Source organism: Roseovarius sp. PS-C2, from assembly GCF_018862045.1.
Classification (GTDB): domain Bacteria; phylum Pseudomonadota; class Alphaproteobacteria; order Rhodobacterales; family Rhodobacteraceae; genus Roseovarius.
Genome location: NZ_JAHKSQ010000003.1, coordinates 49,935 through 71,908, shown reverse-complemented (window position 1 = coordinate 71,908; position 21,974 = coordinate 49,935). Strand labels below are relative to the sequence as shown.

Below are 21,974 nucleotides of genomic sequence, written 5' to 3'. Positions count from 1 at the left end.
TTGATTTATTTTTTAACTCAAATTCGTTTCACCTGTTTCACATATTGTCAATACGCGATTCATCTGTTTCAGTCACGTCAACCCATCCGGAGTCGCGCCATGAGCCACATTTTCCCCCGCCACACCAAGGCCAGCCTGCCCCTCGCCGCGCGTGGCGAAGGGCCTTACATTTATGATCAAAGCGGCAAGCAATACCTTGACGGATCGGGCGGCGCGGCGGTGTCCTGCCTCGGCCATTCCGACCCGGACGTGACCGCCGCGCTCAAGGATCAGGCCGACAGGATCGCCTTCGCCCATACCGGCTTTTTCACCTCCGAGCCCGCAGAACGGCTGGCGGATCGCCTGATCGCCCATGCGCCCGAGGGAATCGACCGGGTTTATCTGGTATCCGGCGGGTCCGAGGCCGTGGAGGCCGCGTTGAAACTCGCGCGCCAGTATTTCCTCGAAACCGGCCAGCCACAGCGCACCCGCTTCATCGCCCGTCGGCAAAGCTATCACGGCAATACCCTTGGCGCCCTGGCCACCGGCGGCAACGCGTGGCGTCGCGAGCCCTTCGCGCCGCTGATGATCGAAACGAGCCATATCTCGCCCTGTTACGAGTATCGCGGACGGCAGGACAGCGAAACCCCCGAGGCCTATGGCCTGCGCGTCGCCGATGAGCTGGAGGCCGAGCTGCAACGGGTCGGCCCCGACACCGTGATCGCCTTCGTGGCCGAACCCGTGGTCGGCGCCACCGCCGGGGCGGTTCCCGCCGTTCCCGGTTATTTCAAACGCATCCGCGAGATTTGTGATCGCCACGGTATCCTGTTGATCCTTGACGAGGTCATGTGCGGCATGGGCCGCACCGGCACGCTGTTCGCCAGCGAACAGGACGACGTGACGCCGGACATTGTCACCATCGCCAAGGGCCTCGGCGCGGGGTATCAGCCCGTCGGCGCGATGCTGTGCTCGGCACGCATCTACGACGCGATCCGCGACGGCTCGGGCTTTTTCCAGCACGGGCACACCTATATGGGTCACCCGCTGGCCTGCGCCGCAGCCGATGTGGTGGTCGACAAGCTGACCGATGGCGGGCTTACGGCGCGCTCGGCCCAGATGGGCGAGGTTCTGGACACGGCCCTGAAGGATCGCTTCGGCCAACACCCGCATATCGGCGACATTCGCGGGCGCGGGCTGTTTCGCGGGCTCGAAATCGTGGCCGACCGTGCCACGAAAGATCCCTTCCCGCCGTCCCGCGCCGTCCACAAAGCCCTCAAGGCGGCAGCGTTCGAGGCCGGGCTGATCTGTTACCCGATGGGCGGCACCATCGATGGGCAGCACGGCGATCACGTTTTGCTGGCCCCACCCTTCATCATCACCGAGGACCAGATCGGCGAACTGGTGGACAAACTCGATACCGCCTTCGGAAAGGTTTTCGCATGACCGCCCTGCCCCGCGTGATGGTCGCCCCCAACGGCGCGCGCCGCACCAAGGCCGACCATCCGGCCCTGCCCATGACCCTGCCCGAGATCGTCGAAACCGCCCGTGCCTGCCAACAGGCCGGGGCGGACGGGTTGCACCTGCACCTGCGCAATGCCGAGGGGCGGCACATTCTGGACGCGGGCCTCTACCGCGAGGCACTTGCCGAACTGCGCAGCGCCGTCCCCGACATGGCCCTGCAGATCACCACCGAGGCTGTCGGCCTCTATGACGCCGCCCATCAGCGAGAGGTCGCCCTGACCTCGAACGCAAGCCTCGTTTCGGCCTCGATCCGCGAAATGACCACCGACACGCCCGATACGACCGCCCGCGCCTTTTACGAAGACTGCGCCGCGCGCGACATCGCGATCCAGCATATCCTCTACGATCCGCAGGAATTCGACCTGCTGGCGCGCATCCTGCCGCCCGACCTGATGCACACGCCCGCCCTGCAACTGATCTTCGTGCTTGGCCGCTACAGCGAAGGGCAACAAAGCGACCCTGCCGACCTGCACCCTTTTCTGGCACAACTTGAGACGCGCGCCCTGTCCCCGGATTGGGCGGTTTGCGCCTTTGGCAGCAGCGAAACCGCCTGTCTGGTCGAGGCCCATGAACATGGCGGCAAACTGCGCGTCGGATTTGAAAACTCGCTCTGGCATTCCGATGGCAGCCTTGCGCGCGACAATGCCGAGCGGGTGGAACGGGTGCTGGCGGCCTGCGCCTGATACGCCGCATCATCGCCAGGCCCGAAGCGACGCTTTCGCTGGACATCTGAACTGATCGGTTTACCCTGCTCCCAAGTTTAAACAGGCAAAGGGGTCTGGCATGAAACTGACCGTCGATGGCACCCTGCACGATCTCGATATCGAACCGGAGATGCCCCTTCTGTGGGTTCTTCGGGACGAACTTGGGCTTACCGGTGTGAAATACGGCTGCGGCATCGCGCAATGCGGGGCCTGCACCGTCCAGATCGACGGGGTCGCCGTGCGCTCCTGTCAGACGCTGGCCGGCGATGTCTGGGGGCCGGTCACCACGATCCACGGCCTTGGCACACCTGACGCATTGCATGCGGTGCAAGCCGCATGGATCGAGCATCAGGTCGCGCAATGCGGTTATTGCCAGTCGGGCCAGATCATGCAGGCCGCCGCGCTTCTGGCGGAAACCCCCGCTCCGACCGACGAACAGATCGACGACGCGCTCAGCGGCAACCTGTGCCGCTGCGGCACCTACCCGCGCATCCGCGCCGCCGTGAAATCAGCCGCCGCCAAATTGCAGGAGACCTCGGAATGAGCCGCGCCGGAAAGATCGCTCGCCGCACCTTTCTGATCGGTTCGGCCGCCATCGCCGGGGGCGTCGCCTTTGGTGTGGTGATGTATAAACGCCCGCATGAAAACCCCTTGCTGTCCGGTCTGGCCGAGGGCGAGGCGGCGCTCACCCCATACGTGCGGATCACCCCGCAAGGGATCACCCTGATCACCCCGCGCGCCGATCTGGGCCAGGGGGCCTATAACGTGCAGGCCCTTCTGATCGCCGAGGAACTGGACGTGGCGCTGGATCAGGTCGATGTCGATCCCGGCCCTCCAAGCCCCGCCTATTACAACACCGCCCTGTCGCATGACTCGGCGCCCTTTGCGTCCACCGATGACAGTTTCTTGGCCAAAACCACCCGCGCCGTTCTGGACGCGCCGATGAAATTCCTGGGCATCCAGATTACCGGCGGTTCGACCACCGTGCCGGATGGCTGGGAAAAACTGCGCCACGCCGGGGCCGTGGCACGCGAAACGCTCAAGGCCGCCGCCGCCTCGCAAACCGGCGTGAACACCGCTGAGCTGCGCACCGAGAACGGGGCCGTGATCCTGCCCGACGGCACCCGCCTGCCCTATACGGATCTCGCCGCCGCCGCAGCGCAGATTGCCCCGGTCGAGGATGTCGCCCTGCGCGATCCCGCGGATTGGCGGCTGATCGGCCAGGATATGCAACGGCTCGATATCGTCGCGAAATCCACCGGCACGCAGGCCTACGGGATCGACACCCGCCTCGACGGCATGCTGCACGCCGCCGTGCGCACCAATCCCCGTCAGGGCGGCGCGATGCGCAGTCATGACGCCGCGCAGGCCGAAACCATGCGCGGCGTACACAGGATCGTGCTGATCACCGGCGGCGTGGGTGTTCTGGCCGACAACACTTGGCGCGCCATGCAGGCCGTGAATGCCATCGGGATCGACTGGGACTCCGACGCCACCTACCCCGCAAACATGGAGGCCCATTGGCAAGCCCTCTCCGACAGCTTTACCGAGGCCAACCGCGACAGCCGCTTCAGGGATGACGGAGATGTAGGGACCGCCCTGCAAGGCACCGATACCGTGCAGGCCGAATACCGCGCGCCCTATCTGGCCCATGCCCCGCTTGAGCCGGTGAACGCCACCGTTCTGGTCACCGACACCCGTGTCGATGTCTGGACCGGCACCCAGATTCCGCGCTTCGTTCAGCAGAACGTGGCCGATATCACCGGGCACGATACAGACGACGTGCATGTCCATGTGCAGATGATGGGCGGCAGTTTCGGCCATCGGCTGGAGGACACGGTCGTGCGGCAGGCGGCGGAACTGGCCCTGGCGGTCAAGGGCACGCCGGTCAAGCTGACCCTCTCGCGCGAAGAGGACATGGCGCATGATTACCCCCGCCAGATCGCGATGGCGCGTGGGCGGGGGGCGGTGGCGAATGGGCAGGTAACGGCCTGTGACCTCGGGATCGCCATGCCGTCGGTCATCACCTCGCAGATGGGGCGGCAGGGCCTTCCCATTGCCGGACCCGATCTGCAGATCGTGGCCGGGGCGTGGGATCAGCCCTTTGCCATTCCCGATTACCGCGTCACCGGCTATCGCGCCAAAGGGCTGGCCCCGGTCAGTTCCTGGCGGTCTGTCGGCGCGTCCTCGAACGGGTTCTTCCACGACAGTTTCCTTGACGAGCTGATCCACGCCGCCGGGGCCGACCCGCTGGAAGAGCGCCTGCGTCTGTGCACCCACGCCCCCTCGCGCAAAGTGCTCGAGGCGGTGGGCGACATGTCGAACTGGGGCGCGCGCCTGCCACAGGGCAAAGGCCGGGGCGTGGCCTATTGCCTGTCCTTCGGCACCCCCTGCGCCGAGGTGGTCGAGGTCACCGACACCCCCGGCGGCCTCCGCATCGACAAGGTGTTCGTCGCCGCCGAGGTCGGGCGCATCGTGGACCCTGTGAACTTTGAAAATCAGGTGCAGGGCGGCGTCATCTGGGGACTGGGCCACGCCATCATGGCCGAAATCACCTATGCCGACGGTCAGGCCGAACAGCGGAACTTCGACAGCTTCCCCTTCATGCGGCTGTACCAATGCCCCGACATCACCGTGCGCGGTCTGGAGAACGCCGACACCGTGCGCGGCGTGGGCGAACCGCCGGTGCCGCCCGCCGCCCCTGCCCTTGCCAACGCCATCTTTGCCGCCACGGGAAAACGCCTGCGCGAAATGCCCTTCAGCAAGCATATGGATTTCGTATGACTCCACCCCCTTGCCTCTGACCGCGCAGGGTGCTTGTTAGGGCCATGCCGCATCTGATCGTCACGCTTGCCCTGCTCGCACTTTCCTCTCTCGCCGGGGGGCTTGCACTGCTGCTTGGCCTGCCGCTGCCATTCCTTCTGGGTCCGCTTGTCGTCAGTGCCGCGCTCGCCACGGCCCTGCCGCAGCACCTACCTGCCGGATACAACTTTCCTGCCTGGTTGAGACTGGCCTTCATTTCCGTCATCGGGCTGATGATCGGCGCTCGGGTCTCGCCCGAGCTATTGGCCTCCGCGCCGCAACTGGCCCTAAGCTTTTCCGCCATGGTCCTGTTTGTCCCCGTGGCGCACGCCTTCAACTACACCATCTTCCGCCGCATCGGCGGCTATGACCCCGCGACGGCCTTTTATTCCGCCACACCGGGCGGGCTGTTCGAATCCCTGGCCATGGGCGAGAAGGCCGGCGCCGATCTGGCGCGGCTGACCCTGCAGCAGTTCATGCGCGTCATCCTGGTCGTGACGATCCTGCCGATCGGGTTGTCGCTCTGGCTGGGCCAGCCGGTGGGCAGTGCGGGCGGCGCGACGCTGGCGCGCGACGGCGTGCCGTGGTCCGCTCTTCCTGTGATCGTGCTGGCCGGGATCGCCGGATATGCGGCCGGACGCTGGTTGCGCCTGCCCGCCGGACAATTGACAGGGCCGATGGCGGTCGCCGCGCTTCTGTCGGTCAGCGGGGTCTATCACCTCGACATTCCCCAATGGCTGGTCAATGTCGCCCAGATCGTCGTCGGCACCGCGCTCGGAATGCGCTTCACCGGCTTGTCCCGCCACCTGATTCTGCGGGGTATGGGCCTGTCGCTTCTCTCGGTCGGCGGCATGCTGATCCTCGCCGCCTGCTTTGCCGAAGCCTTGTATCTGCTTGTGAACGAACCTTTCGACGTCATGCTGATCAGCTTTGCCCCCGGCGGTGTGACCGAAATGGCGCTGGTCGCCCTGTCGTTGCAGGCCAATCCGGCGCTGGTCACGCTGCACCATATCTGGCGCATCCTGATTACCGTCCTCAGCCTCAGCCTGTCCTCTCGCTTGCTGCGCCGCCACCTTTGACACAAGGCCCGCACTGCGTTATCTGAACACACGTTCATTTAACGGATCGGAGACCCGCCATGCGCATGACAGACACCGCCGCGATCATCACCGGAGGCGCCTCGGGACTGGGCGAGGCCACGGCCCGCCATTTCCGCGATCAGGGCGCGCAGGTCACCATCCTCGACCGCGACAGCACCCGTGGCGAAACCGTTGCCCGCGAGATCGGCGCAACCTTCGTGGAAACCGACGTTACCGACGAGGCATCGGTCCAGCACGCCATCGCAACGGCGAAATCCCACATGGGCAAGATCACCGCCGCCGTGAACTGCGCCGGAATCGTCGCCGGGGAGAAAACCCTTGGCAAGACCGGCCCGCACGATCTGGCCACCTTCCGACGCACCATCGACATCAACCTGATCGGCAGCTTCAACGTGGCCCGTCTGGCCGCTGCCGAGATCGCACAGAACGCCCCCGGCCCCAACGGCGAGCGCGGCGTGATCGTCAACACCTCGTCGGTCGCGGCCTTCGACGGGCAGAAAGGGCAAACCGCCTATGCCGCCTCCAAAGGGGGGATCGTCGGCCTGTCCCTGCCGATGGCGCGGGACCTGTCGCGCGAAGGTATCCGTGTCATGGCCATCGCGCCGGGCATCTTCATGACCCCGATGATGCAAAGCCTGCCGCAAGAGGTGCAGGATCAACTGGCTCAGGATGTTACCTTTCCCAAGCGCCTCGGCGATCCGGGGGAATACGCCGCGCTGGCGCGCTTCATCGTCGAATGCGATTACCTGAATGGTGAGGTGATCCGCCTCGACGGCGCCCTGCGCATGCAGTGATGGGTCCGTTTCAGCCCGAGATCGGAAACAGCGCCTCGCGCACATAGGTCTCGGGCTCCAGCGCAAAATCATACAGGCGCGGGCCGTCCCACTGAGGCATGTAAACGTCAAACAGCTTCTTCTTGCGGCGCTTGTCATAGGTCACGGTCAAACCGGGCCGCCCTTCCTGCCCGACCCCGAAACTCAGCAGCATCGGCGTATCGGCGTGGCGCGCGGCCTCGACCACCGCGTGATGCAACAGCACATGCTCACGATGACCGTATTCGCCCTCGCGGTTATGGGTAAACACGATATCCGGCCTGTATTGCCGGATCGCGGCAAAGGCGGTGTCCCTCAACACCGGATACAGCCCATGTCTCTCGATCGGGCGCACCTTGCGGCCGCGATTTTCTTCGGGCTCGCTGTGCAGCACGACAAATCGCCTGAGCGGACGGTGATGGGATTCGACGGCAAAGGGATACTGAACGCACCCGACCCCCAGTGACTCGCAAACCTGCCGCATGGCGCCGATCCGCGTATCGGTATCCTTGCGCCCTTCGGCGGGGCGAAAGAAACACGCCACGGTTACCTCGGCGTCCCTTGCGACTTTTCCCAGCAAACCACCGGCAAAAAGAACCTCATCGTCCTGATGCGCCGTGCAGATCAAAATGCGTTTGCCCTTGAAGTCCTTCAGGACCACGCTTTCGGACAACACGCGCTGCCCTGTCTCGACGGCCTTGAACAGCTTGCTTTCGGCCGGAGGGAAATCGGCATCGGTAATCTCGCGCGCCAGACCGCGCTCGATCATCATGGCTGTGTCGGCCTGCACATGGCCGTTGGGATAGTCCCCCTGCATCAGGTATCCGTGCTCGGCCAATGCGGGCCAGATGGCCTCCAGTTCCTGAATACGGCCCTTCTTGCCACCGTCCAGATGCAGCATGTCCACCGGCCCGAACGGGCGGGTTTGCGCCACGTCTTTCAGCCCCTCGACGGCATCCTTGCGGATCAGCCTGAAACGCTCGGGAAATCGCTTTTCCATCCACGCCGCCGCCGCGGGAACGAATATGTCCACCGGCGGCCAGAACGGTTTGACCCGCACCGCCATATCGATTCCCACGGCTTTCAGGTCGGGATTGGCATGCAACGCCAGCAACACCGCATGCCCTCCGGCCACGCCCACCTCGACGAAACAGCGTGATCGCTGCGCCATCGCGACAAGGGCACGGCGCTTGGGCTCCATGTCCTCGGAGAACTCCGCCTTGTGGAAATCCTTCAGCTTGTTCGTGTAAAGAACATTGCCGTTTATCACGGCAGCTTCGCCCGCATCCTCCAGAGATTGGACAATCACCGCGTTCAGCGCGTTCAGGTCTTCCAGAAACGCCGGCGAAGCGATCACGTCGTCGTAGCTTTGCACCCACCCACTCTCCAGATTGCCCGGCATCGGTGTCGAACCATGCACAAGCCATTCACCATGTCAACGCGGCCCCGGATCTGCGCTCAGCCGGATCAGGTCGCGCCTTCGGTTTCGATCTTCAGATCATGCCCGCAATGCTTGCAATAGATCGCGTCCTGATCGTGTTTGATCAATCCGCATTCGGGGCACTTGTGCTTGACCTTGGCCGGCGAAAAAATCGCCCGCACCAGTTGCAGGAACAAGCCCACGCCCACCACCATGATCCCGACTGACAGCAATCGGCCCAAAGGCGTTGTCATGGTGATGTCGCCAAACCCCGTGGTCGTCAGGGTTGCGACGGTAAAATACAGCGCGTCGATATAGTTGGTCAGCCCCGGCTCCTGCCCGCCGCGCAGCACGTCGACCAATGCCGTCATGGCAAAAATGAAGACGAGCAGATTTACCGCCGCAAGGATGGCATCCTCATGCCTGCGAAAGAACAGCGCATCGCGCCGCAGATCGCGCATCAGATGATAGGAATGAATCAGCCGCAGCGACCGCAAGACCCTGAGCACCGCCAGCCCCTGCCCGATGAACGGCGCCGCCAGCAGCGATGCGAGGACCACGATATCCACCCACACATAGGCCCGGCGCATCAGCCACTTGCGGTTGGAGGCGATCCAGAAACGCAAGACCAGGTCCAGCAGGATCAGGAACGCGATCAGCGCATCCATGATCATGATCGCCGGTGTCAGCTTCATCGTGGCCGTCGCCAGGAAAAAGACGATGGTAAGCGCATCGAAGATCAGCAGCCCATAGCGAAATCGCGTCGCCCGTTTGCTGCGCCCTTCGTAGAGCAGCCTGATCCTGTCTTTCAGCGGTCTGTCTTCAGCCATGTTCGCACCGATGGTTTACCGACACGATACCGACGTCGCACCGACATGCAAATTCAGCCATCGGCCTCGGCCTTTTCCGCCAGCATCAGCCACTCGTCTTCGGCCTGTTGCAAGGCCGCCTGACGGGTGCTCAGCGCCTCGCTCGCCTTCTGAAACTTGACCGGCTCGCGGGTGAACAAGTCGGGGTCGGCCATAAGCTCTTCGAGCTTGGAAATCTCCGCTTCCAGCTTCCCGATTTCCCCAGGCAAGGCCTCCAGCCGGTGTTTTTCGGTAAAGGACAAGCCGAACCTCGCGGGTTTGCGCGGCTTGGCATCGGCCTCTTTAGCGCCTGAATTAACTTGTTTTTTTCCGGCACCGGGCGACGGCGCCCGACCAGGAACATCCCCGCGCTGCGCCTGATAATCGCTCCAGCCCCCGGCATAGACAGTCGCCCGCCCGTCGCCTTCCATCGCGATCGTCGTGGTCGCCACGCGATCCAGGAAATCGCGGTCGTGACTGACCAGCAGAACCGTACCGTCAAAATCGTCCAGCAACTCCTGCAACAGGTCCAGTGTCTCGATATCCAGATCGTTGGTCGGTTCGTCCAGCACCAACAGGTTGCTTTCCCGCGCCATCAGCTTGGCCAGCAGCAACCGCGCTTTTTCCCCGCCCGACAAGGACCTGACGGGCGCTCTTGCCTGCCGCTCGTCAAACAGGAAATCCTTGAGATACCCCACCACATGGCGCGGCTGTCCGCGCACCATGACCTGATCCGCCTGCCCCGACACGCGCATGTCCTTATCCCCGGTCAGACTGTCCCACAGGGTCATTTCCGGGTCCAGGTTCGCGCGGGACTGATCGAACACCGCCGGAATAAGGTTGGTCCCGTGCTGCACGGTTCCCTGATCCGGCTCCACCTCTTTCATCAGAAGTTTCAAAAGCGTCGTCTTGCCGACACCGTTGGGGCCGACAAAGGCCACCCGCTCGCCGCGCTGAATGCGAATCGAAAAATCGCGCAGGATGAGGGTGTCACCGTAAGCCTTTGAAATTCCATTCGCCTCGATCACTTTCTTGCCCGATTTCGGCCCGGCGTCCAACGCCATCGCCGCCGTGCCCTGACGCCGGATCTGGGCCGCGCGTTCGGCACGCATATCCTGCAGGGCACGCACCCGGCCCTGATTGCGCTTGCGGCGTGCGCTGATCCCTTCGACGGCCCACCGGGCCTCGGCCTTGATCTTGCGGTTCAGCTTGTGGCGGGCCTGGTCTTCTTCGTCCCAAACCTTGTCGCGCCACGTCTCGAAATCGCCGAAGCCCTTCTCCTGTCGGCGCACAATTCCCCTGTCTATCCAGAGGGTTGCACGGGTAAGTTCACGCAGGAACGCGCGGTCGTGGCTGATCAGGACAAACCCCGCACGGGTCTGCTTCAGCTCCGCCTCCAGCCACGCGATGGCCTCGATATCCAGATGGTTCGTCGGCTCGTCCAGCAACATCAGATCGGGCGCTTCGGCCATCAGCTTGGCCAGTGCCGCACGGCGCCGCTCGCCCCCCGAGGCCGTCGCGACCGGCGTCGCCGGATCGAACTTCAACCCTTCGGCGGCTATCTCGACACGATACATCTCGCCCGGCTCAAGGGCGCTGGAGGCAAATTCCCCGAGCGTGGAAAATCCCGACATATCAGGGTGTTGTTCCATGTATCCCACGCTGGTTCCGGGCGGGATGACCCGATCGCCGCTATCGGCCTCGACCAGCCCGGCCATGACCTTCATCAAGGTCGACTTGCCCGACCCGTTGCGCCCGACAAGCGCCACCCGGTCCCCCGGCTGGACGACCAGAGACACCTTGTCGAAGATCGGATCGCCGCCGAAGGTCAGCGAAATATCGGAGAGTTGCATAAGCGGAATACGTGCCATGACAGCGGGCTATCCCGCGCCCCGGCAGGCGTCAAGCGGCCTGAAACGCGGCATCGGTAAAACGTCGGTATCGTGTCGGTATTTCGTCGGCGCGCCGGCCTATTGCGCAACCGCCCGCAACAGCCGCTTTCGCGCCGGGGGAATGGCGGCGATCTCCAGCCCCGTGAACACATGCAGCGTGTTCAACTGCCGGTCGACCACCGCATGATCGCTGACCCACCCCCCCATCAGCAGATAGGTGCGCAGCAGCGGCGGCATCCCCAGCATCGCCCGTCTGGCATCGGGCGAGCGTAGCCGCAGCCGTTGGGCAAAACGAAAGACCGAAGGCGCCTTGACCCGCGGCAACCAGCGGCGCGGCGCGATATGGCGCTCGGCCAGCATGGCGAAGGCGTCCAGATAGCGCTCGGCGTCGGTCCCCTTGAAGGACGAACAGCCAAACAGCATCTCGACCCCGTTTTCATCCACGTAGCGCGTCATGGCGCCCCAGGCCACGCGTATCACATCCGGGTCATGCAGGTCGGGGTGGATGCAAAACCGCCCCATCTCCACCATCGGCCCCTCGAACGCCCTGAGCGCCGAAAGCTCGTAGAACTGTGCCGAATAGCTGCGCCCGATATCCGCACCGCCGCTCAGCGGCAGAAGGCGGAAACAGCACACAAGGCGTTCGCCCGCGACCTCTTCCACCAGAACATGCGTGCAGATGTCGTCGAACCCATCGCGATCCAGGATGCTGTCGTCATGTCCGGCCCCGTCCAGAAACGCCAGCGCCCGAAGACGCTGCGCCGCGATCACATCACTACCGTCTTGCGCGATGCGCGCCCGATAGCGCCCTTTGCACAATGCCGCCATGTCATCCACCTCTGTCGACCGTTCGAAAACGGTAAGCGTGGGCACAATGGCACGCAAGATATGACAAAGGCTTGACGCGGATCAGTTGAACATCTGCGACGGATCGATATTGCCGATATTGCCCAGAATCTGACGAAGGAAGCCGTTATCGATGACCGACGAGTCGGTGACACGGCGCGACAACGGCACGATATGCCCGTCCTCGAGACCGAATCGTTCGATATTGGCGATGGTGTCGTCTTCGGCGAAACTGATGGCCAGCACCTGCCGTTCGACGACCTCGGGGCGGTACATGCCAAATTCGCGAACGCGGCTGCGCACATAGTAGTAATCGCCCTGATCCAGCATCCCGGCCGTCGAGGGCGCACCGATCACATCGTCAACCGTGGCACGGGTATCCACGCCGACAACCAGTTGCTGAAGGTCTTCTTCAAGAGGGACGTATCCGTGATTCCTGTAGGTGGCGGAACAGGCAGTAAGGGCGATCAGGCCAAGCACGACCATGGCGCCGCGCGTCCGCTTTATGATACCAAACATGTCCACCCTCTTGATATTGGCCCGATATGCCTTTTATCCCGCTTACAACAAGGTGGGGCACAGGTTCAAGAAAGGAAGACAGCGCTTTGACCCAGGACAGCACTTCGGCCAAGACCGTTTACCGCATCGCAGAGTTGTCTGCGGGGCGTCCGGTTCGCTTTGCCCTGCGTCCCGGCAAACCCGAGATGGAACGCATCGCGGAACGGCTGGGCCTTTCGGGGCTGCGCAAGGTTTCGTTCACCGGCACACTGGCCTCCCAAGGCAAACACGACTGGCGGCTCGATGCCACGCTCGGCGCGACGGTGATACAACCCTGTGTCGTCTCGCTCGAGCCGGTCACCACGCGACTGGATACGCCGGTGGAACGCGTGTTCGTCGCCGATATGCCGGGCACGCCGGACGGTGACGACATCGAAATGCCCGAAGACGACTCGACAGAACCGCTCCCCGAGTCCATCGACCTGACCGCCGTGATGATCGAAGCGCTGACACTGGCCCTGCCCGACTATCCCCGCCGCGACGAGGCCGCTCTGGAACGAACCGAGTTTACCCCGCCCGGAGCCGACCCGATCCGCGAGGAAGAAACCAAACCCTTTGCCGCCCTCGCTTCGCTCAGGGACAAATTGGACGGCAAGGGCTGAGCCGCGAAAAAACCGCTTGCCCTGACCCGAATTCGCTGTATTTTCGCGCTCTCACCGGAATTTGGGGTTGAACCGGCGGCTCTGTACGGATTAAGAGCCGCGGACACTCGTGAAACCGGGCCGCTTTGGCCCACAGGAAATTGAGGTTGCGACATGGCTGTCCAACAGAACAAAGTCTCGAAATCGCGCCGCAACAACCGCCGCGCCCATGACGCGCTGGTTGCGGCCAACCCGAATGAATGCCCCAACTGTGGCGAACTGAAGCGTCCGCATCATGTTTGCTCGGCTTGCGGTCATTACGCCGACCGCGAAGTCGTCGCCATGGTTGACGAAGTCGATCTGGACGAAGACGCGGCCTGAATATCTGAAGGGCGGGCGTCCGCATGACCGCAGGAATGGAAAATTCTAACGCGGGTGCCGGACGCACCATCATTTCTATAGACGCCATGGGTGGCGACAAGGGGCCGGCAACCGTTGTTGCCGGCATCGCGCATTCGGCCAAGAAGAATCCGGATATCGCCTTCATCCTGCACGGTCCCCGTGAAACGCTGGAACCATTGGTTGCCAAGCGCAGGCACCTGGCCGGACGCTGTGAAATCCGGCATGCGACCGACATCGTCAAGATGGAGGACAAGCCCAGCCACGTGCTGCGCAACGGGCGCGAGACCTCGATGTGGTCGGCGCTGGAATCGGTGCGCAACGGTGAGGCGACGGTTTGCGTGTCCTGCGGCAATACCGGGGCGCTGATGCTGTTGTCGGTGGTGCGGCTGCGCAAGCTGACAGGCATCTACCGCCCCGCCATCGCCGTGCTTTGGCCGTCGAACAACCCGCAGAGATTCAACATCATGCTGGATGGCGGCGGCGATATTCGCGCCGACGCTAAGGATCTGATGCAATACGCCCTGATGGGCACGTCCTATGCGCGCAACGGTTTCGGTCTGTCGCGTCCGCGAGTCGGGCTGCTGAACGTCGGCACCGAAGAGCACAAGGGACGCGCCGAACTGAAAGAGGCCTATGACCTGATCGCCGCCAACGCGGCGCATTCGGATTTCGAATTCGTCGGCTTCGTCGAGGGGCGCGACCTGCCCGGCACCGTCTGCGACGTGATCGTGACCGACGGGTTCACCGGCAACGTGGCGCTGAAGACGGGCGAAGGGATCGCCGGGCTGATCTCCGAATTGCTGCGCGAGGCGTTTCGCTATTCCCCCCTGTCGCGGCTGGCTTCGGTTCTGGCCTATACATCGCTCCGGCGGCTGCAAAAGCGAATCGACCCGCGCCGCGCCAACGGTGGCGTTTTCCTCGGGCTGAACGGCACGGTCGTGAAATCGCACGGGGCGGCGGATTCCACCGGCGTTTCCGCAGCCGTGAAACTGGCCTTTGAACTGGCGCAGTCGGGCTTTACCCAAAAGCTGGCCGCGCGGGTTGCATCCGCCACGATGCTTGACCAAGATGGTGCAACTGAAAACTCGGATAATGGTGACACTGTATGACTCTGCGTGCCGTCGTGGAAGGCGTCGGGCATTACCTGCCTGACCGGATCGTTCCGAACTCTGAGTTCGAAAAAACCCTCGATACGTCGGACGAATGGATTCGCACGCGCTCTGGGATCGAACGGCGGCATTTCGCGGCCGAAGGACAGACCACCTCCGATCTGGCCGTGCGCGCCTCGCGCGCGGCGCTGGAAAACGCCGGGCTGAGCATCGACGATATCGACGGAATCATCGTGGCCACCTCGACCCCCGATCTGACTTTTCCCTCTGTCGCCACCATGGTGCAGCGCGATCTGGGCATGACACGGGGGTTCGGCTTTGACGTGCAGGCGGTCTGTGCCGGGTTCGTCTATGCGCTGACCAACGCCCATGCGCTGATCGTGGCCGGTCAGGCCCGGCGCCTTCTGGTCATCGGCGCGGAAACCTTCAGCCGGATCATGGACTGGACCGACCGATCGACCTGCGTTCTGTTCGGCGACGGCGCAGGCGCCCTGATTCTCGGCGCGCAGGACGGAAACGGGAGCACCGATGATCGCGGCGTGCTCTCGGCCGACCTGAACTCGGACGGACGCTATCGCGAGATGCTTTATGTCGATGGCGGGGTCTCCTCGACCGGGACGGCGGGCAAGCTGCGCATGCAGGGCAATCCCCTGTTCCGTCAGGCTGTCGAAAAGCTGACCTCCACCGCCGATGCGGCCCTGGACAAGATCGGCCTGAAAGGCAGCGATGTCGACTGGATCGTGCCGCATCAGGCCAATATCCGCATCATTCAGGGCACCGCCAGGAAAATGGGCCTGTCGATGGACAAGGTCATCGTCACCGTGCAGGATCACGGCAACACCTCTGCCGCGTCGATCCCGCTCGCCCTGTCGGTCGGAGTCGAACAGGGCCGCATCCGGAAAGGCGACCTCGTCCTGTCCGAGGCCATTGGCGGCGGGCTGGCCTGGGGGGCGGTCGTCCTGCGCTGGTAGGTCCGTTTTTCGCTTAAAGAGATACCGCCAAGTCGTTGACATTGACTCGGAAAATCCTTCCGCCCTAAAGTCTGCCAAGCAAAGAGGGAAAGAAATGACCGAGAAAACAATCACCAGAATGGATCTGAGCGAAGCGGTCTTTCGCGAGGTCGGCCTGTCGCGCAACGACTCGGCACAGCTTGTCGAAAGTGTCCTGGCACATATGTCCGATGCTCTTGTAAGCGGTGAGCAGGTAAAGATTTCGTCGTTCGGTACCTTCTCGGTCCGCGAGAAATCGGCCCGCGTGGGCCGCAACCCCAAAACCGGCGAAGAGGTTCCGATCAATCCGCGCCGTGTTTTGACATTTCGTCCCTCGCATCTGATGAAGGATCGGGTTGCGGTCGGCAATAAACGCTAGGATATCCGTCGATCATGGGCAAATCCGCCGACGCCTTCCGGACAATCAGCGAGGTGGCCGATTGGCTTGAAACCCCGGCCCATGTATTGAGATTCTGGGAAAGCAAGTTCAGTCAGGTCAAACCGGTCAAGCGCGCGGGCGGTAGGCGGTATTACCGTCCTGCCGACATGCTCCTTCTCGGCGGAATCAAGAAACTGCTGCATGACGACGGCATGACGATCAAGGGCGTGCAAAAGCTGCTCCGCGAACAAGGCGTCAAACACGTGGCGCACCTCTCGCCACCGCTGGACGATCTGGACGGGGATGCGGGAATCACCATCGACGCTCAGGAAACCTCCCGACCCGAAGGGGCCACCGTGTTGGATTTTTCCCGTGGCAGCGCCGCCCCGGACGCGAAAACGGCCCCCACCGAAAAGGATGCCGGACAGGGCAAGCTCGATTTCGAGGACATCCCCCCGTCCGAAACCGAACAGCCCCCGCAAGACGCGGATGCAACAATCTTCAGCGACGAGTCCGATGCGCTGACAACACCACCGGTGCAAGAGACCCCTGCCCCCCCTCCCGAAGCGCCGCCAGTTACTGAAAGCGTCGAAGCCAGCACCGACGAAACGGACCCCGATGTTTCGCATGCCGCGCCTGTGCAGCCCGACGACAGCACGGGGTTTGACCACAGCCCCGAAGAGCCCGCCGAAACGGCTGCCCCGCTCACAGAAGACAGATCCGAAGCCACCACGGCCGAGACCGTCGAGTCCGAACAGGAACCGGTCGCGGAAAGCCCTCCCGCCCCTGCCCCGGACAATATCGACCTGCCCGACGACCCGCCCGATACGATTGCAGCCGACTCCGGTGTATTGGCCCGTTTGAGCCGCCTTTCCTCGGTCCCCGACAGCAAAACGTCAAAACGGATCGCCGCGCTGGCCGAACGTCTGCATGCAGCGATCCGCCCGGATGGATAATTGCACGAACTCCGACACGAAAAATCGGATTTCCCTCTTGTTCCCCCTGCCAAAACCGGTATGTAACGGCCACATGTCGGGCTATAGCGCAGTCTGGTAGCGCGTCCGTCTGGGGGACGGGAGGTCGCAGGTTCGAATCCTGCTAGCCCGACCATGAAACCGCCCCCATCACCGGCACCCGACGCGGGGTATGTCCCGGCAACGGGTATGCCCGGAGGAAACGGGGGATGACATGACCGGTGTTCTTGCCAGCCAGCAGATTTCGGCCCTGATCGCCGACGGGCGCATTTCGGCGCAACCCGCAATCATTCCCGAACAGATCCAGCCCGCCAGCCTCGACCTGAGATTGGGCAAGGTGGCCTACCGTGTGCGCGCCTCTTTCCTGTCGGGACATGGCCGCAGCGTCGCCGACCGTCTGGCCGAACTGGAAATGCACCGGATCGACCTCAGCCAGGGCGCGGTTCTGGAAAAGGGCTGTGTCTATGTCGTGCCCCTGATGGAACATCTCGACCTTCCGGCAGGGTTGCAGGCGGTCGCCAATGCCAAATCCTCGACCGGGCGGCTCGATCTTCTGACGCGGATGATCACCGATGGCGGAACCGAGTTCGACCGCGTTCCACCGGGCTATTCCGGCCCGCTCTACGCCGAGATCTGTCCGCGCTCCTTCTCGGTCCTGGTGCGTCCCGGCATGCGACTCAATCAGATTCGCTTTCGCGAAGGCCAGGCGATTCTCGACGATGCGGCCCTGCGCGCGCTCAACGCCGAAACGCCGCTTGTCGACGGCGAGGCGGTGATCGGTGACGGGCTGGGCTTTTCCGTGGATCTGAAACCCGCCAGCGGAACGCTCGTCGGGTATCGCGCCAAACCGCATACCGGGGTGATCGACCTCGACAATATCGGCGGCTACGATCCGGCGGAATATTGGGAAGAGGTCCACTCCGATTCCGGGCGCATCATCCTCGACCCCGGCGCGTTCTACATCCTCGTCAGCCGCGAGGCGGTGCATATCCCCCCCGCCTATGCCGCCGAAATGGCGCCCTACCTGGCGATGGTCGGGGAATTCCGGGTGCATTACGCGGGCTTCTTCGACCCCGGTTTCGGCCATGACGCCGCCGGCGGTGCCGGTTCGCGCGGCGTGCTGGAAGTGCGCTGCCACGAGGCCCCGTTCGTTCTGGAACACGGGCAGGTCGTGGGGCGGCTGGTCTACGAGAAGATGGATCAGGTGCCGCAGCACCTCTATGGGGCGGACCTGAAATCGAACTATCAGGGGCAAGGCCTGAAGCTCAGCAAGCATTTCCGCGCCGTCTGAGCGCCCGCGCTCAGAACTTTCCGAAACGGCGCGTGATGCGCATCGCCTGCCGGGCCCGTTGCTGTGTTTTCCGGCTATCGGGGCCCTGATTTCGCGCCTGTTCGGGCGCACCCGCCTCACCGCGCGACCTGCGTTTGCTGACCGCGTTGATCCCGGCATTCACACCGCCGTTCATCAGCCGCCGGACGACGATCCGAACGAACATGTTGACTAGCTGATTGACGTTCATGACGCCCTCCTGGTCTGCCTCTGAGCGGGACATAACATCAAACAATGCAGATTTCAGGGCATCTGGCCGGTTTTTGCGGGATTATTCTTCGAACATCTCGCTTTGATCGGTGTCCTCGCCCTCGTCGCCCTCCTCCGGCGATTGCGGCATGGCCCCCGGCGGCGGTCGGCTTTCAAGCAGGCCAGCGGACCGCAACTCTTTTAGCCCCGGCAGGTCGCGCGCCGATTCCAGCCCGAAATGATCCAGAAACGTCTGCGTGACAACAAAGGTCACCGGACGCCCCGGCGTCATCTTGCGCCGCCCAAAGCGAACCCATTCCATTTCCAGCAACTGATCGACCGTTCCCCGGCTCACCGAAACCCCGCGAATCTCTTCGATCTCGGCGCGGGTGACCGGTTGGTGATAGGCGATGATCGCCAATGTCTCGATCGCCGCACGGCTGAGTTTGCGGGTCTCCACGGTTTCCTTCTGCATCAGGAACCCCAGGTCCGACGCCGTGCGCATCGCCCAGGCATCCCCCACCTTGACCACATGCACCCCACGCCCGTCATAGCGTTTGCGCAGATGCACCAACGCATCGGCGGCATCGCAGCCATGCGGCATCCGTGCCTCCATCTCCCTGACGGTGATCGGCTCGGCACTGGCAAACAGAATCGCCTCGCACATGCGTTCCTGCTCGGCTATGGGCGGGGCCTCGAACAGGCTTTCTTCTTTGTTTTCAACTTCGTCTGACATGTTCTTAATCCTTGCGCCGCAACTGGATCGGCGCGAATGTGTCCTCCTGCCGGATCTCCGCCTTGCCTTCCTTGACCAGTTCCAGAGAGGCGGCAAAGGTCGATGCAGTGGCCGAGCGGATGCGCGCGGGGTCCGAGGTAAAGCCCTCGGGAAGATAGGTTGAAATATCCGTCCAGGTCGCCGCGAACCCGATCAGGGGCCGCATACGCTCCAGCGCCTGCTCCAGTGTGAACACCGCGTCGCGGTCCATCACATAGGGGCGAAACTCTTCCTTGGTTCGGATACGCGCATAGCCCTGCATCAGGTCCAGCAGGCTGGCCGTATAGGTCACGCGCTTGACGCGCATCACGTCTTCGGGAATGCCGCGCGCAAAGAAATCGCGCCCCAACTGATCGCGCGCCATCAGCCGGGCCGCCTGTTCGCGCATGGCCTGCAGGCGCTCCAGCTGGAACGCCAGATGCGCGGCCAGTTCCTCGCCCGACGGGCCCTCTTCGGTCGGGTCGGGGGGCAGCAACAGGCGGGATTTCAGAAAGGCCAGCCAGGCGGCCATGACAAGGTAATCGGCAGCCAGTTCGATCCGCAGCTGCTTGGCCTTCTCCACGAAGGCCAGGTATTGATGCGCCAGTTGCAGAACCGAGATCTTGCGCAAATCGACCTTCTGCGTGCGGCTGAGCGTCAGCAGAAGGTCCAGAGGCCCCTCGAATCCGTCGACATCGACAATCAGCGCCTCCGCCGCCATGCGGTCGGCAACGCTGGTCACGCTTCCCTGATTTTCGTCGAATTCGTCGTCAGCCATCACCGCGCCCGTTTAGCAACGCGTCAAGCTTTGCTTCAAGGGCGGGAATGTCAACCTCATCGGGTGTTTTCCGGGCGGCAAGCGCCCTTTCCGCGCGCGCCTGCCCCGCCTCCGACAGCTGGCCAGACGCTTCGGCAACCGCACGGCGCTCGTCAAGCGAGGCATTGCACAACAACACCACGTCACACCCCGCCTCCAGCGATCCGTGTGCAATATCCGGCAGCGAACCGTTCAGCGCCTTCATCGAGATATCGTCGGTCATGATCAGCCCGTCAAACCCGATTTCCTCGCGGATCAGCCCCATCATCACCGGCGACAAGGTTGCAGGCCGCGCGTCGAGCGCGGAATAGACCAGATGCGCCGTCATCCCCATCGGCAGGTCGTTCAGCGCATGGAACGGGGCAAAGTCGATGCTGCTCAACTCGGCATGCGGCGCATCGACCACCGGCAGATCGAGGTGACTGTCCACCACCGCCCGGCCATGTCCGGGAATATGCTTGAGCACCGGCAACACCCCGCCATCCAGCAGCCCGTCCGCCACCGCGCGGCCCATGCGCGCCACCGTGCCCGCGTCAAAACCATAGCAACGATTCTTGAGAAAATCATGGGTCTGCGGCCCCGCCACATCGACCAGCGGCGCACAATTGCTGTCGATCCCCAGATCGTGCAGTTCAGCCGCGATCAGGCGATACCGCACATACATCGCCTCAGCGGCGTTTTTGCCCGCCTCGGCCACATGCTCCAGCGGCGGCAGCCATTCACGCCATTGCGGCGCGCGCAAGCGCTGCACGCGCCCGCCTTCCTGATCAATGGTGATCGGCGCATCGCGGCCCACGGCATCGCGCAGGTCCGCACACAGGGCGCGCACCTGATCCGGCGTGTCGATATTGCGCGCAAACAGGATGAAGCCGAAAGGATTGGCGCGCGCGAACAACCGCTTTTCATCCGGCGTCAGCCGCAGCCCTTCCGCATCGAGGATGCAGGCCCCGAACGGCGCACTCACCGTGTGACCACCGGAATGCAATCGGTGTTCTCGGCAACAAGCGCCGAACAGAACCGCCGCGCATCGCTGAGGTCGGAAAAGCCCATGGCGCGCAACCGGTAAAAGGTCCGCCCGCCGCTTTGCGCCTTTTGCACGACGCGATCCTTGTCCGCCAGGTATTCCGAGAACTTGCCGTTCAGGCGCTCCCATTCCTTTTGCGCGATTTCCGCGGATTCGAACGCCCCAAGCTGCGCCATGCGTGTGCCCGCGGGAATGGACTCGGGATCGACATTGCGCTGTGCCTCGGGTTCGGCAACCGCCGCCACCCGCTCGACCTTCGCCAGCGACGCCGGGCGCACCTGCGGGCGCAACGACCGGCCAAGCCCCCCGCTCACCGTTACAGGTTGCGCTTCCTCCGCTTCGGGTTCGGCGTCTGGCGCAGTCACTGCAGCATCTTCGTTGTCGTCTTCAAACGTCGCAGAGCCCGTCGCCAGTTGCGTGGCCAAGGCTTCGGCAGCCGCCAGTTGAACCGACTCGGGATCGGTAAGCGGCGGTTCCCCGGCCTCGGCGGCGGGGCTGATCTCGGCCTCTTCGGTGGCGGCCTGCGCCATCTGTTCGGACGGTTGATCTTCCAACGTCAGGTCCAGCGGTTTGGGCGCCAGGATCAACCGGTCGGCGGGTTTGGCCGCGGTGCCTTCGGCGGCCACCTCGTTCACCGCCAGGCCCTGGTTCAGCGCCTGCCGCCCACCGGGATCGTCGGGCTGAACGCGCATCGGCCCCTCGGCGGCGCGCACCACCGGAACGCCGCTGACATCGCGAACCATGATCTTGTAGCCCCAGACCCCCACACCGGCGATCAGCGCCAGCGATACAGCCGCCCCCGCCAGATTGGTGAATTTCCTTACGGTATTACCCTGCTCTGCCGCAGCCATATGCTGCATGCCCTGCATGTCTGCCATGTCTCGCCTCGTTCTACCGCCAGCGATACTTGGCCGCCGGGGGTCATTTTGACTTGCCTGATCCCC

23 protein-coding genes and 1 tRNA gene are annotated in these 21,974 nt (G+C 63.5%); 14 read left to right on the top strand and 10 right to left on the bottom strand.

All coding sequences use genetic code 11. The annotated features are described in order from the left end of the window. Positions 1-99: 99 nt before the first annotated feature. From KPG71_RS06330 to KPG71_RS06305, 6 genes are all read left to right on the top strand, one after another. Positions 100-1,422, top strand: coding sequence for an aspartate aminotransferase family protein (locus KPG71_RS06330; protein WP_216337281.1), 1,323 nt, complete (start codon positions 100-102; stop codon positions 1,420-1,422). Next, positions 1,419-2,183 (top strand): 3-keto-5-aminohexanoate cleavage protein, encoded by a 765-nt coding sequence (locus KPG71_RS06325; RefSeq protein ID WP_216337280.1) that lies wholly within the window; start codon positions 1,419-1,421, stop codon positions 2,181-2,183. The genes KPG71_RS06330 and KPG71_RS06325 overlap by 4 nt, the downstream gene beginning before the upstream one ends. A gap of 100 nt (positions 2,184-2,283) precedes the next feature. After that, a complete protein-coding gene (locus KPG71_RS06320) occupies positions 2,284-2,748 on the top strand; it encodes a (2Fe-2S)-binding protein (RefSeq protein WP_216337279.1) in 465 nt (154 codons plus the stop codon). Further along, complete coding sequence (locus KPG71_RS06315; RefSeq protein WP_216337278.1) at positions 2,745-4,988, top strand: xanthine dehydrogenase family protein molybdopterin-binding subunit; 2,244 nt, start codon at positions 2,745-2,747, stop codon at positions 4,986-4,988. Before KPG71_RS06320 ends, KPG71_RS06315 begins: the two co-directional genes overlap by 4 nt. Before the next feature lie 44 nt (positions 4,989-5,032). Further along, positions 5,033-6,085, top strand: coding sequence for an AbrB family transcriptional regulator (locus KPG71_RS06310; protein WP_216337277.1), 1,053 nt, complete (start codon positions 5,033-5,035; stop codon positions 6,083-6,085). Between the two features lie 59 nt (positions 6,086-6,144). Then, positions 6,145-6,900, top strand: coding sequence for an SDR family NAD(P)-dependent oxidoreductase (locus KPG71_RS06305; RefSeq protein WP_216337276.1), 756 nt, complete (start codon positions 6,145-6,147; stop codon positions 6,898-6,900). Positions 6,901-6,910: 10 nt separating this feature from the next. On the opposite strand, the gene KPG71_RS06300 is transcribed toward KPG71_RS06305, so the two are convergent. From KPG71_RS06300 to KPG71_RS06280, 5 genes are all read right to left on the bottom strand, one after another. Then, complete coding sequence (locus KPG71_RS06300) at positions 6,911-8,320, bottom strand: PIG-L family deacetylase (protein ID WP_216337275.1); 1,410 nt, start codon at positions 8,318-8,320, stop codon at positions 6,911-6,913. Between the two features lie 65 nt (positions 8,321-8,385). Next, positions 8,386-9,168: an ion channel gene (locus KPG71_RS06295; protein ID WP_216337274.1), complete on the bottom strand. Its 783-nt coding sequence runs from the start codon at positions 9,166-9,168 to the stop codon at positions 8,386-8,388. Between the two features lie 53 nt (positions 9,169-9,221). Then, the gene (locus tag KPG71_RS06290; protein WP_216337273.1) at positions 9,222-11,057 is read right to left on the bottom strand and encodes an ABC-F family ATP-binding cassette domain-containing protein; all 1,836 of its coding nucleotides are present in this window, start codon (positions 11,055-11,057) and stop codon (positions 9,222-9,224) included. A gap of 99 nt (positions 11,058-11,156) precedes the next feature. Then, positions 11,157-11,906 (bottom strand): GNAT family N-acetyltransferase, encoded by a 750-nt coding sequence (locus KPG71_RS06285; protein WP_216337272.1) that lies wholly within the window; start codon positions 11,904-11,906, stop codon positions 11,157-11,159. A gap of 81 nt (positions 11,907-11,987) precedes the next feature. After that, positions 11,988-12,443 (bottom strand): outer membrane protein assembly factor BamE, encoded by a 456-nt coding sequence (locus tag KPG71_RS06280; RefSeq protein ID WP_216337271.1) that lies wholly within the window; start codon positions 12,441-12,443, stop codon positions 11,988-11,990. Between the two features lie 86 nt (positions 12,444-12,529). Between KPG71_RS06280 and KPG71_RS06275 the strand changes: the two genes are divergently transcribed. From KPG71_RS06275 to KPG71_RS06240, 8 genes are all read left to right on the top strand, one after another. Further along, positions 12,530-13,084 carry a DUF177 domain-containing protein gene (locus KPG71_RS06275; RefSeq protein WP_253196139.1) on the top strand — a complete coding sequence of 185 codons (555 nt, stop codon included), beginning with the start codon at positions 12,530-12,532 and terminating at the stop codon, positions 13,082-13,084. 153 nt (positions 13,085-13,237) lie between these two features. Continuing rightward, positions 13,238-13,444 (top strand): 50S ribosomal protein L32, encoded by a 207-nt coding sequence (gene rpmF, locus KPG71_RS06270; RefSeq protein ID WP_073031830.1) that lies wholly within the window; start codon positions 13,238-13,240, stop codon positions 13,442-13,444. 23 nt (positions 13,445-13,467) lie between these two features. Further along, entirely contained in the window at positions 13,468-14,574 is a 1,107-nt protein-coding gene (gene plsX / locus KPG71_RS06265; protein ID WP_216337269.1) for a phosphate acyltransferase PlsX, read from the top strand. Then, entirely contained in the window at positions 14,571-15,545 is a 975-nt protein-coding gene (locus tag KPG71_RS06260) for a beta-ketoacyl-ACP synthase III (RefSeq protein WP_216337268.1), read from the top strand. The genes plsX and KPG71_RS06260 overlap by 4 nt, the downstream gene beginning before the upstream one ends. A gap of 94 nt (positions 15,546-15,639) precedes the next feature. Beyond that, a complete protein-coding gene (gene ihfA / locus KPG71_RS06255; RefSeq protein WP_073031836.1) occupies positions 15,640-15,942 on the top strand; it encodes an integration host factor subunit alpha in 303 nt (100 codons plus the stop codon). 14 nt (positions 15,943-15,956) lie between these two features. Further along, complete coding sequence (locus tag KPG71_RS19620; RefSeq protein WP_253196138.1) at positions 15,957-16,898, top strand: MerR family transcriptional regulator; 942 nt, start codon at positions 15,957-15,959, stop codon at positions 16,896-16,898. Between the two features lie 77 nt (positions 16,899-16,975). Next, positions 16,976-17,052, top strand: a tRNA-Pro gene (locus KPG71_RS06245). Positions 17,053-17,130: 78 nt separating this feature from the next. After that, complete coding sequence (locus tag KPG71_RS06240; RefSeq protein ID WP_216337267.1) at positions 17,131-18,207, top strand: 2'-deoxycytidine 5'-triphosphate deaminase; 1,077 nt, start codon at positions 17,131-17,133, stop codon at positions 18,205-18,207. A 10-nt stretch (positions 18,208-18,217) separates the two neighbouring features. On the opposite strand, the gene KPG71_RS06235 is transcribed toward KPG71_RS06240, so the two are convergent. From KPG71_RS06235 to KPG71_RS06215, 5 genes are all read right to left on the bottom strand, one after another. Further along, positions 18,218-18,436 (bottom strand): hypothetical protein, encoded by a 219-nt coding sequence (locus KPG71_RS06235; RefSeq protein WP_216337266.1) that lies wholly within the window; start codon positions 18,434-18,436, stop codon positions 18,218-18,220. An 81-nt stretch (positions 18,437-18,517) separates the two neighbouring features. Continuing rightward, a complete protein-coding gene (scpB, locus tag KPG71_RS06230; protein WP_216337265.1) occupies positions 18,518-19,171 on the bottom strand; it encodes an SMC-Scp complex subunit ScpB in 654 nt (217 codons plus the stop codon). A 4-nt stretch (positions 19,172-19,175) separates the two neighbouring features. Beyond that, on the bottom strand, positions 19,176-19,967 hold the full coding sequence (locus tag KPG71_RS06225) for a ScpA family protein (RefSeq protein ID WP_216337264.1): 792 nt from the start codon (positions 19,965-19,967) through the stop codon (positions 19,176-19,178). Further along, positions 19,960-20,970 (bottom strand): beta-N-acetylhexosaminidase, encoded by a 1,011-nt coding sequence (gene nagZ, locus KPG71_RS06220; RefSeq protein WP_367397311.1) that lies wholly within the window; start codon positions 20,968-20,970, stop codon positions 19,960-19,962. The genes KPG71_RS06225 and nagZ overlap by 8 nt, the downstream gene beginning before the upstream one ends. After that, positions 20,967-21,908 (bottom strand): SPOR domain-containing protein, encoded by a 942-nt coding sequence (locus KPG71_RS06215; protein WP_216337262.1) that lies wholly within the window; start codon positions 21,906-21,908, stop codon positions 20,967-20,969. Before KPG71_RS06215 ends, nagZ begins: the two co-directional genes overlap by 4 nt. Between the last annotated feature and the right edge of the window lie 66 nt (positions 21,909-21,974).

Bases quoted from the DNA above. Each gene is read 5' to 3' on its own strand.
- KPG71_RS06330 (WP_216337281.1), top strand. From the start codon at position 100: ATGAGCCACATTTTCCCCCGCCACACCAAGGCCAGCCTGCCCCTCGCC.
- KPG71_RS06325 (WP_216337280.1), top strand. From the start codon at position 1,419: ATGACCGCCCTGCCCCGCGTGATGGTCGCCCCCAACGGCGCGCGCCGC.
- KPG71_RS06320 (WP_216337279.1), top strand. From the start codon at position 2,284: ATGAAACTGACCGTCGATGGCACCCTGCACGATCTCGATATCGAACCG.
- KPG71_RS06315 (WP_216337278.1), top strand. From the start codon at position 2,745: ATGAGCCGCGCCGGAAAGATCGCTCGCCGCACCTTTCTGATCGGTTCG.
- KPG71_RS06310 (WP_216337277.1), top strand. From the start codon at position 5,033: ATGCCGCATCTGATCGTCACGCTTGCCCTGCTCGCACTTTCCTCTCTC.
- KPG71_RS06305 (WP_216337276.1), top strand. From the start codon at position 6,145: ATGCGCATGACAGACACCGCCGCGATCATCACCGGAGGCGCCTCGGGA.
- KPG71_RS06300 (WP_216337275.1), bottom strand. From the start codon at position 8,320: ATGCCGGGCAATCTGGAGAGTGGGTGGGTGCAAAGCTACGACGACGTG.
- KPG71_RS06295 (WP_216337274.1), bottom strand. From the start codon at position 9,168: ATGGCTGAAGACAGACCGCTGAAAGACAGGATCAGGCTGCTCTACGAA.
- KPG71_RS06290 (WP_216337273.1), bottom strand. From the start codon at position 11,057: ATGGCACGTATTCCGCTTATGCAACTCTCCGATATTTCGCTGACCTTC.
- KPG71_RS06285 (WP_216337272.1), bottom strand. From the start codon at position 11,906: ATGGCGGCATTGTGCAAAGGGCGCTATCGGGCGCGCATCGCGCAAGAC.
- KPG71_RS06280 (WP_216337271.1), bottom strand. From the start codon at position 12,443: ATGTTTGGTATCATAAAGCGGACGCGCGGCGCCATGGTCGTGCTTGGC.
- rpmF (WP_073031830.1), top strand. From the start codon at position 13,238: ATGGCTGTCCAACAGAACAAAGTCTCGAAATCGCGCCGCAACAACCGC.
- plsX (WP_216337269.1), top strand. From the start codon at position 13,468: ATGACCGCAGGAATGGAAAATTCTAACGCGGGTGCCGGACGCACCATC.
- KPG71_RS06260 (WP_216337268.1), top strand. From the start codon at position 14,571: ATGACTCTGCGTGCCGTCGTGGAAGGCGTCGGGCATTACCTGCCTGAC.
- ihfA (WP_073031836.1), top strand. From the start codon at position 15,640: ATGACCGAGAAAACAATCACCAGAATGGATCTGAGCGAAGCGGTCTTT.
- KPG71_RS19620 (WP_253196138.1), top strand. From the start codon at position 15,957: ATGGGCAAATCCGCCGACGCCTTCCGGACAATCAGCGAGGTGGCCGAT.
- KPG71_RS06240 (WP_216337267.1), top strand. From the start codon at position 17,131: ATGACCGGTGTTCTTGCCAGCCAGCAGATTTCGGCCCTGATCGCCGAC.
- KPG71_RS06235 (WP_216337266.1), bottom strand. From the start codon at position 18,436: ATGAACGTCAATCAGCTAGTCAACATGTTCGTTCGGATCGTCGTCCGG.
- scpB (WP_216337265.1), bottom strand. From the start codon at position 19,171: ATGTCAGACGAAGTTGAAAACAAAGAAGAAAGCCTGTTCGAGGCCCCG.
- KPG71_RS06225 (WP_216337264.1), bottom strand. From the start codon at position 19,967: ATGGCTGACGACGAATTCGACGAAAATCAGGGAAGCGTGACCAGCGTT.
- KPG71_RS06215 (WP_216337262.1), bottom strand. From the start codon at position 21,908: ATGGCAGACATGCAGGGCATGCAGCATATGGCTGCGGCAGAGCAGGGT.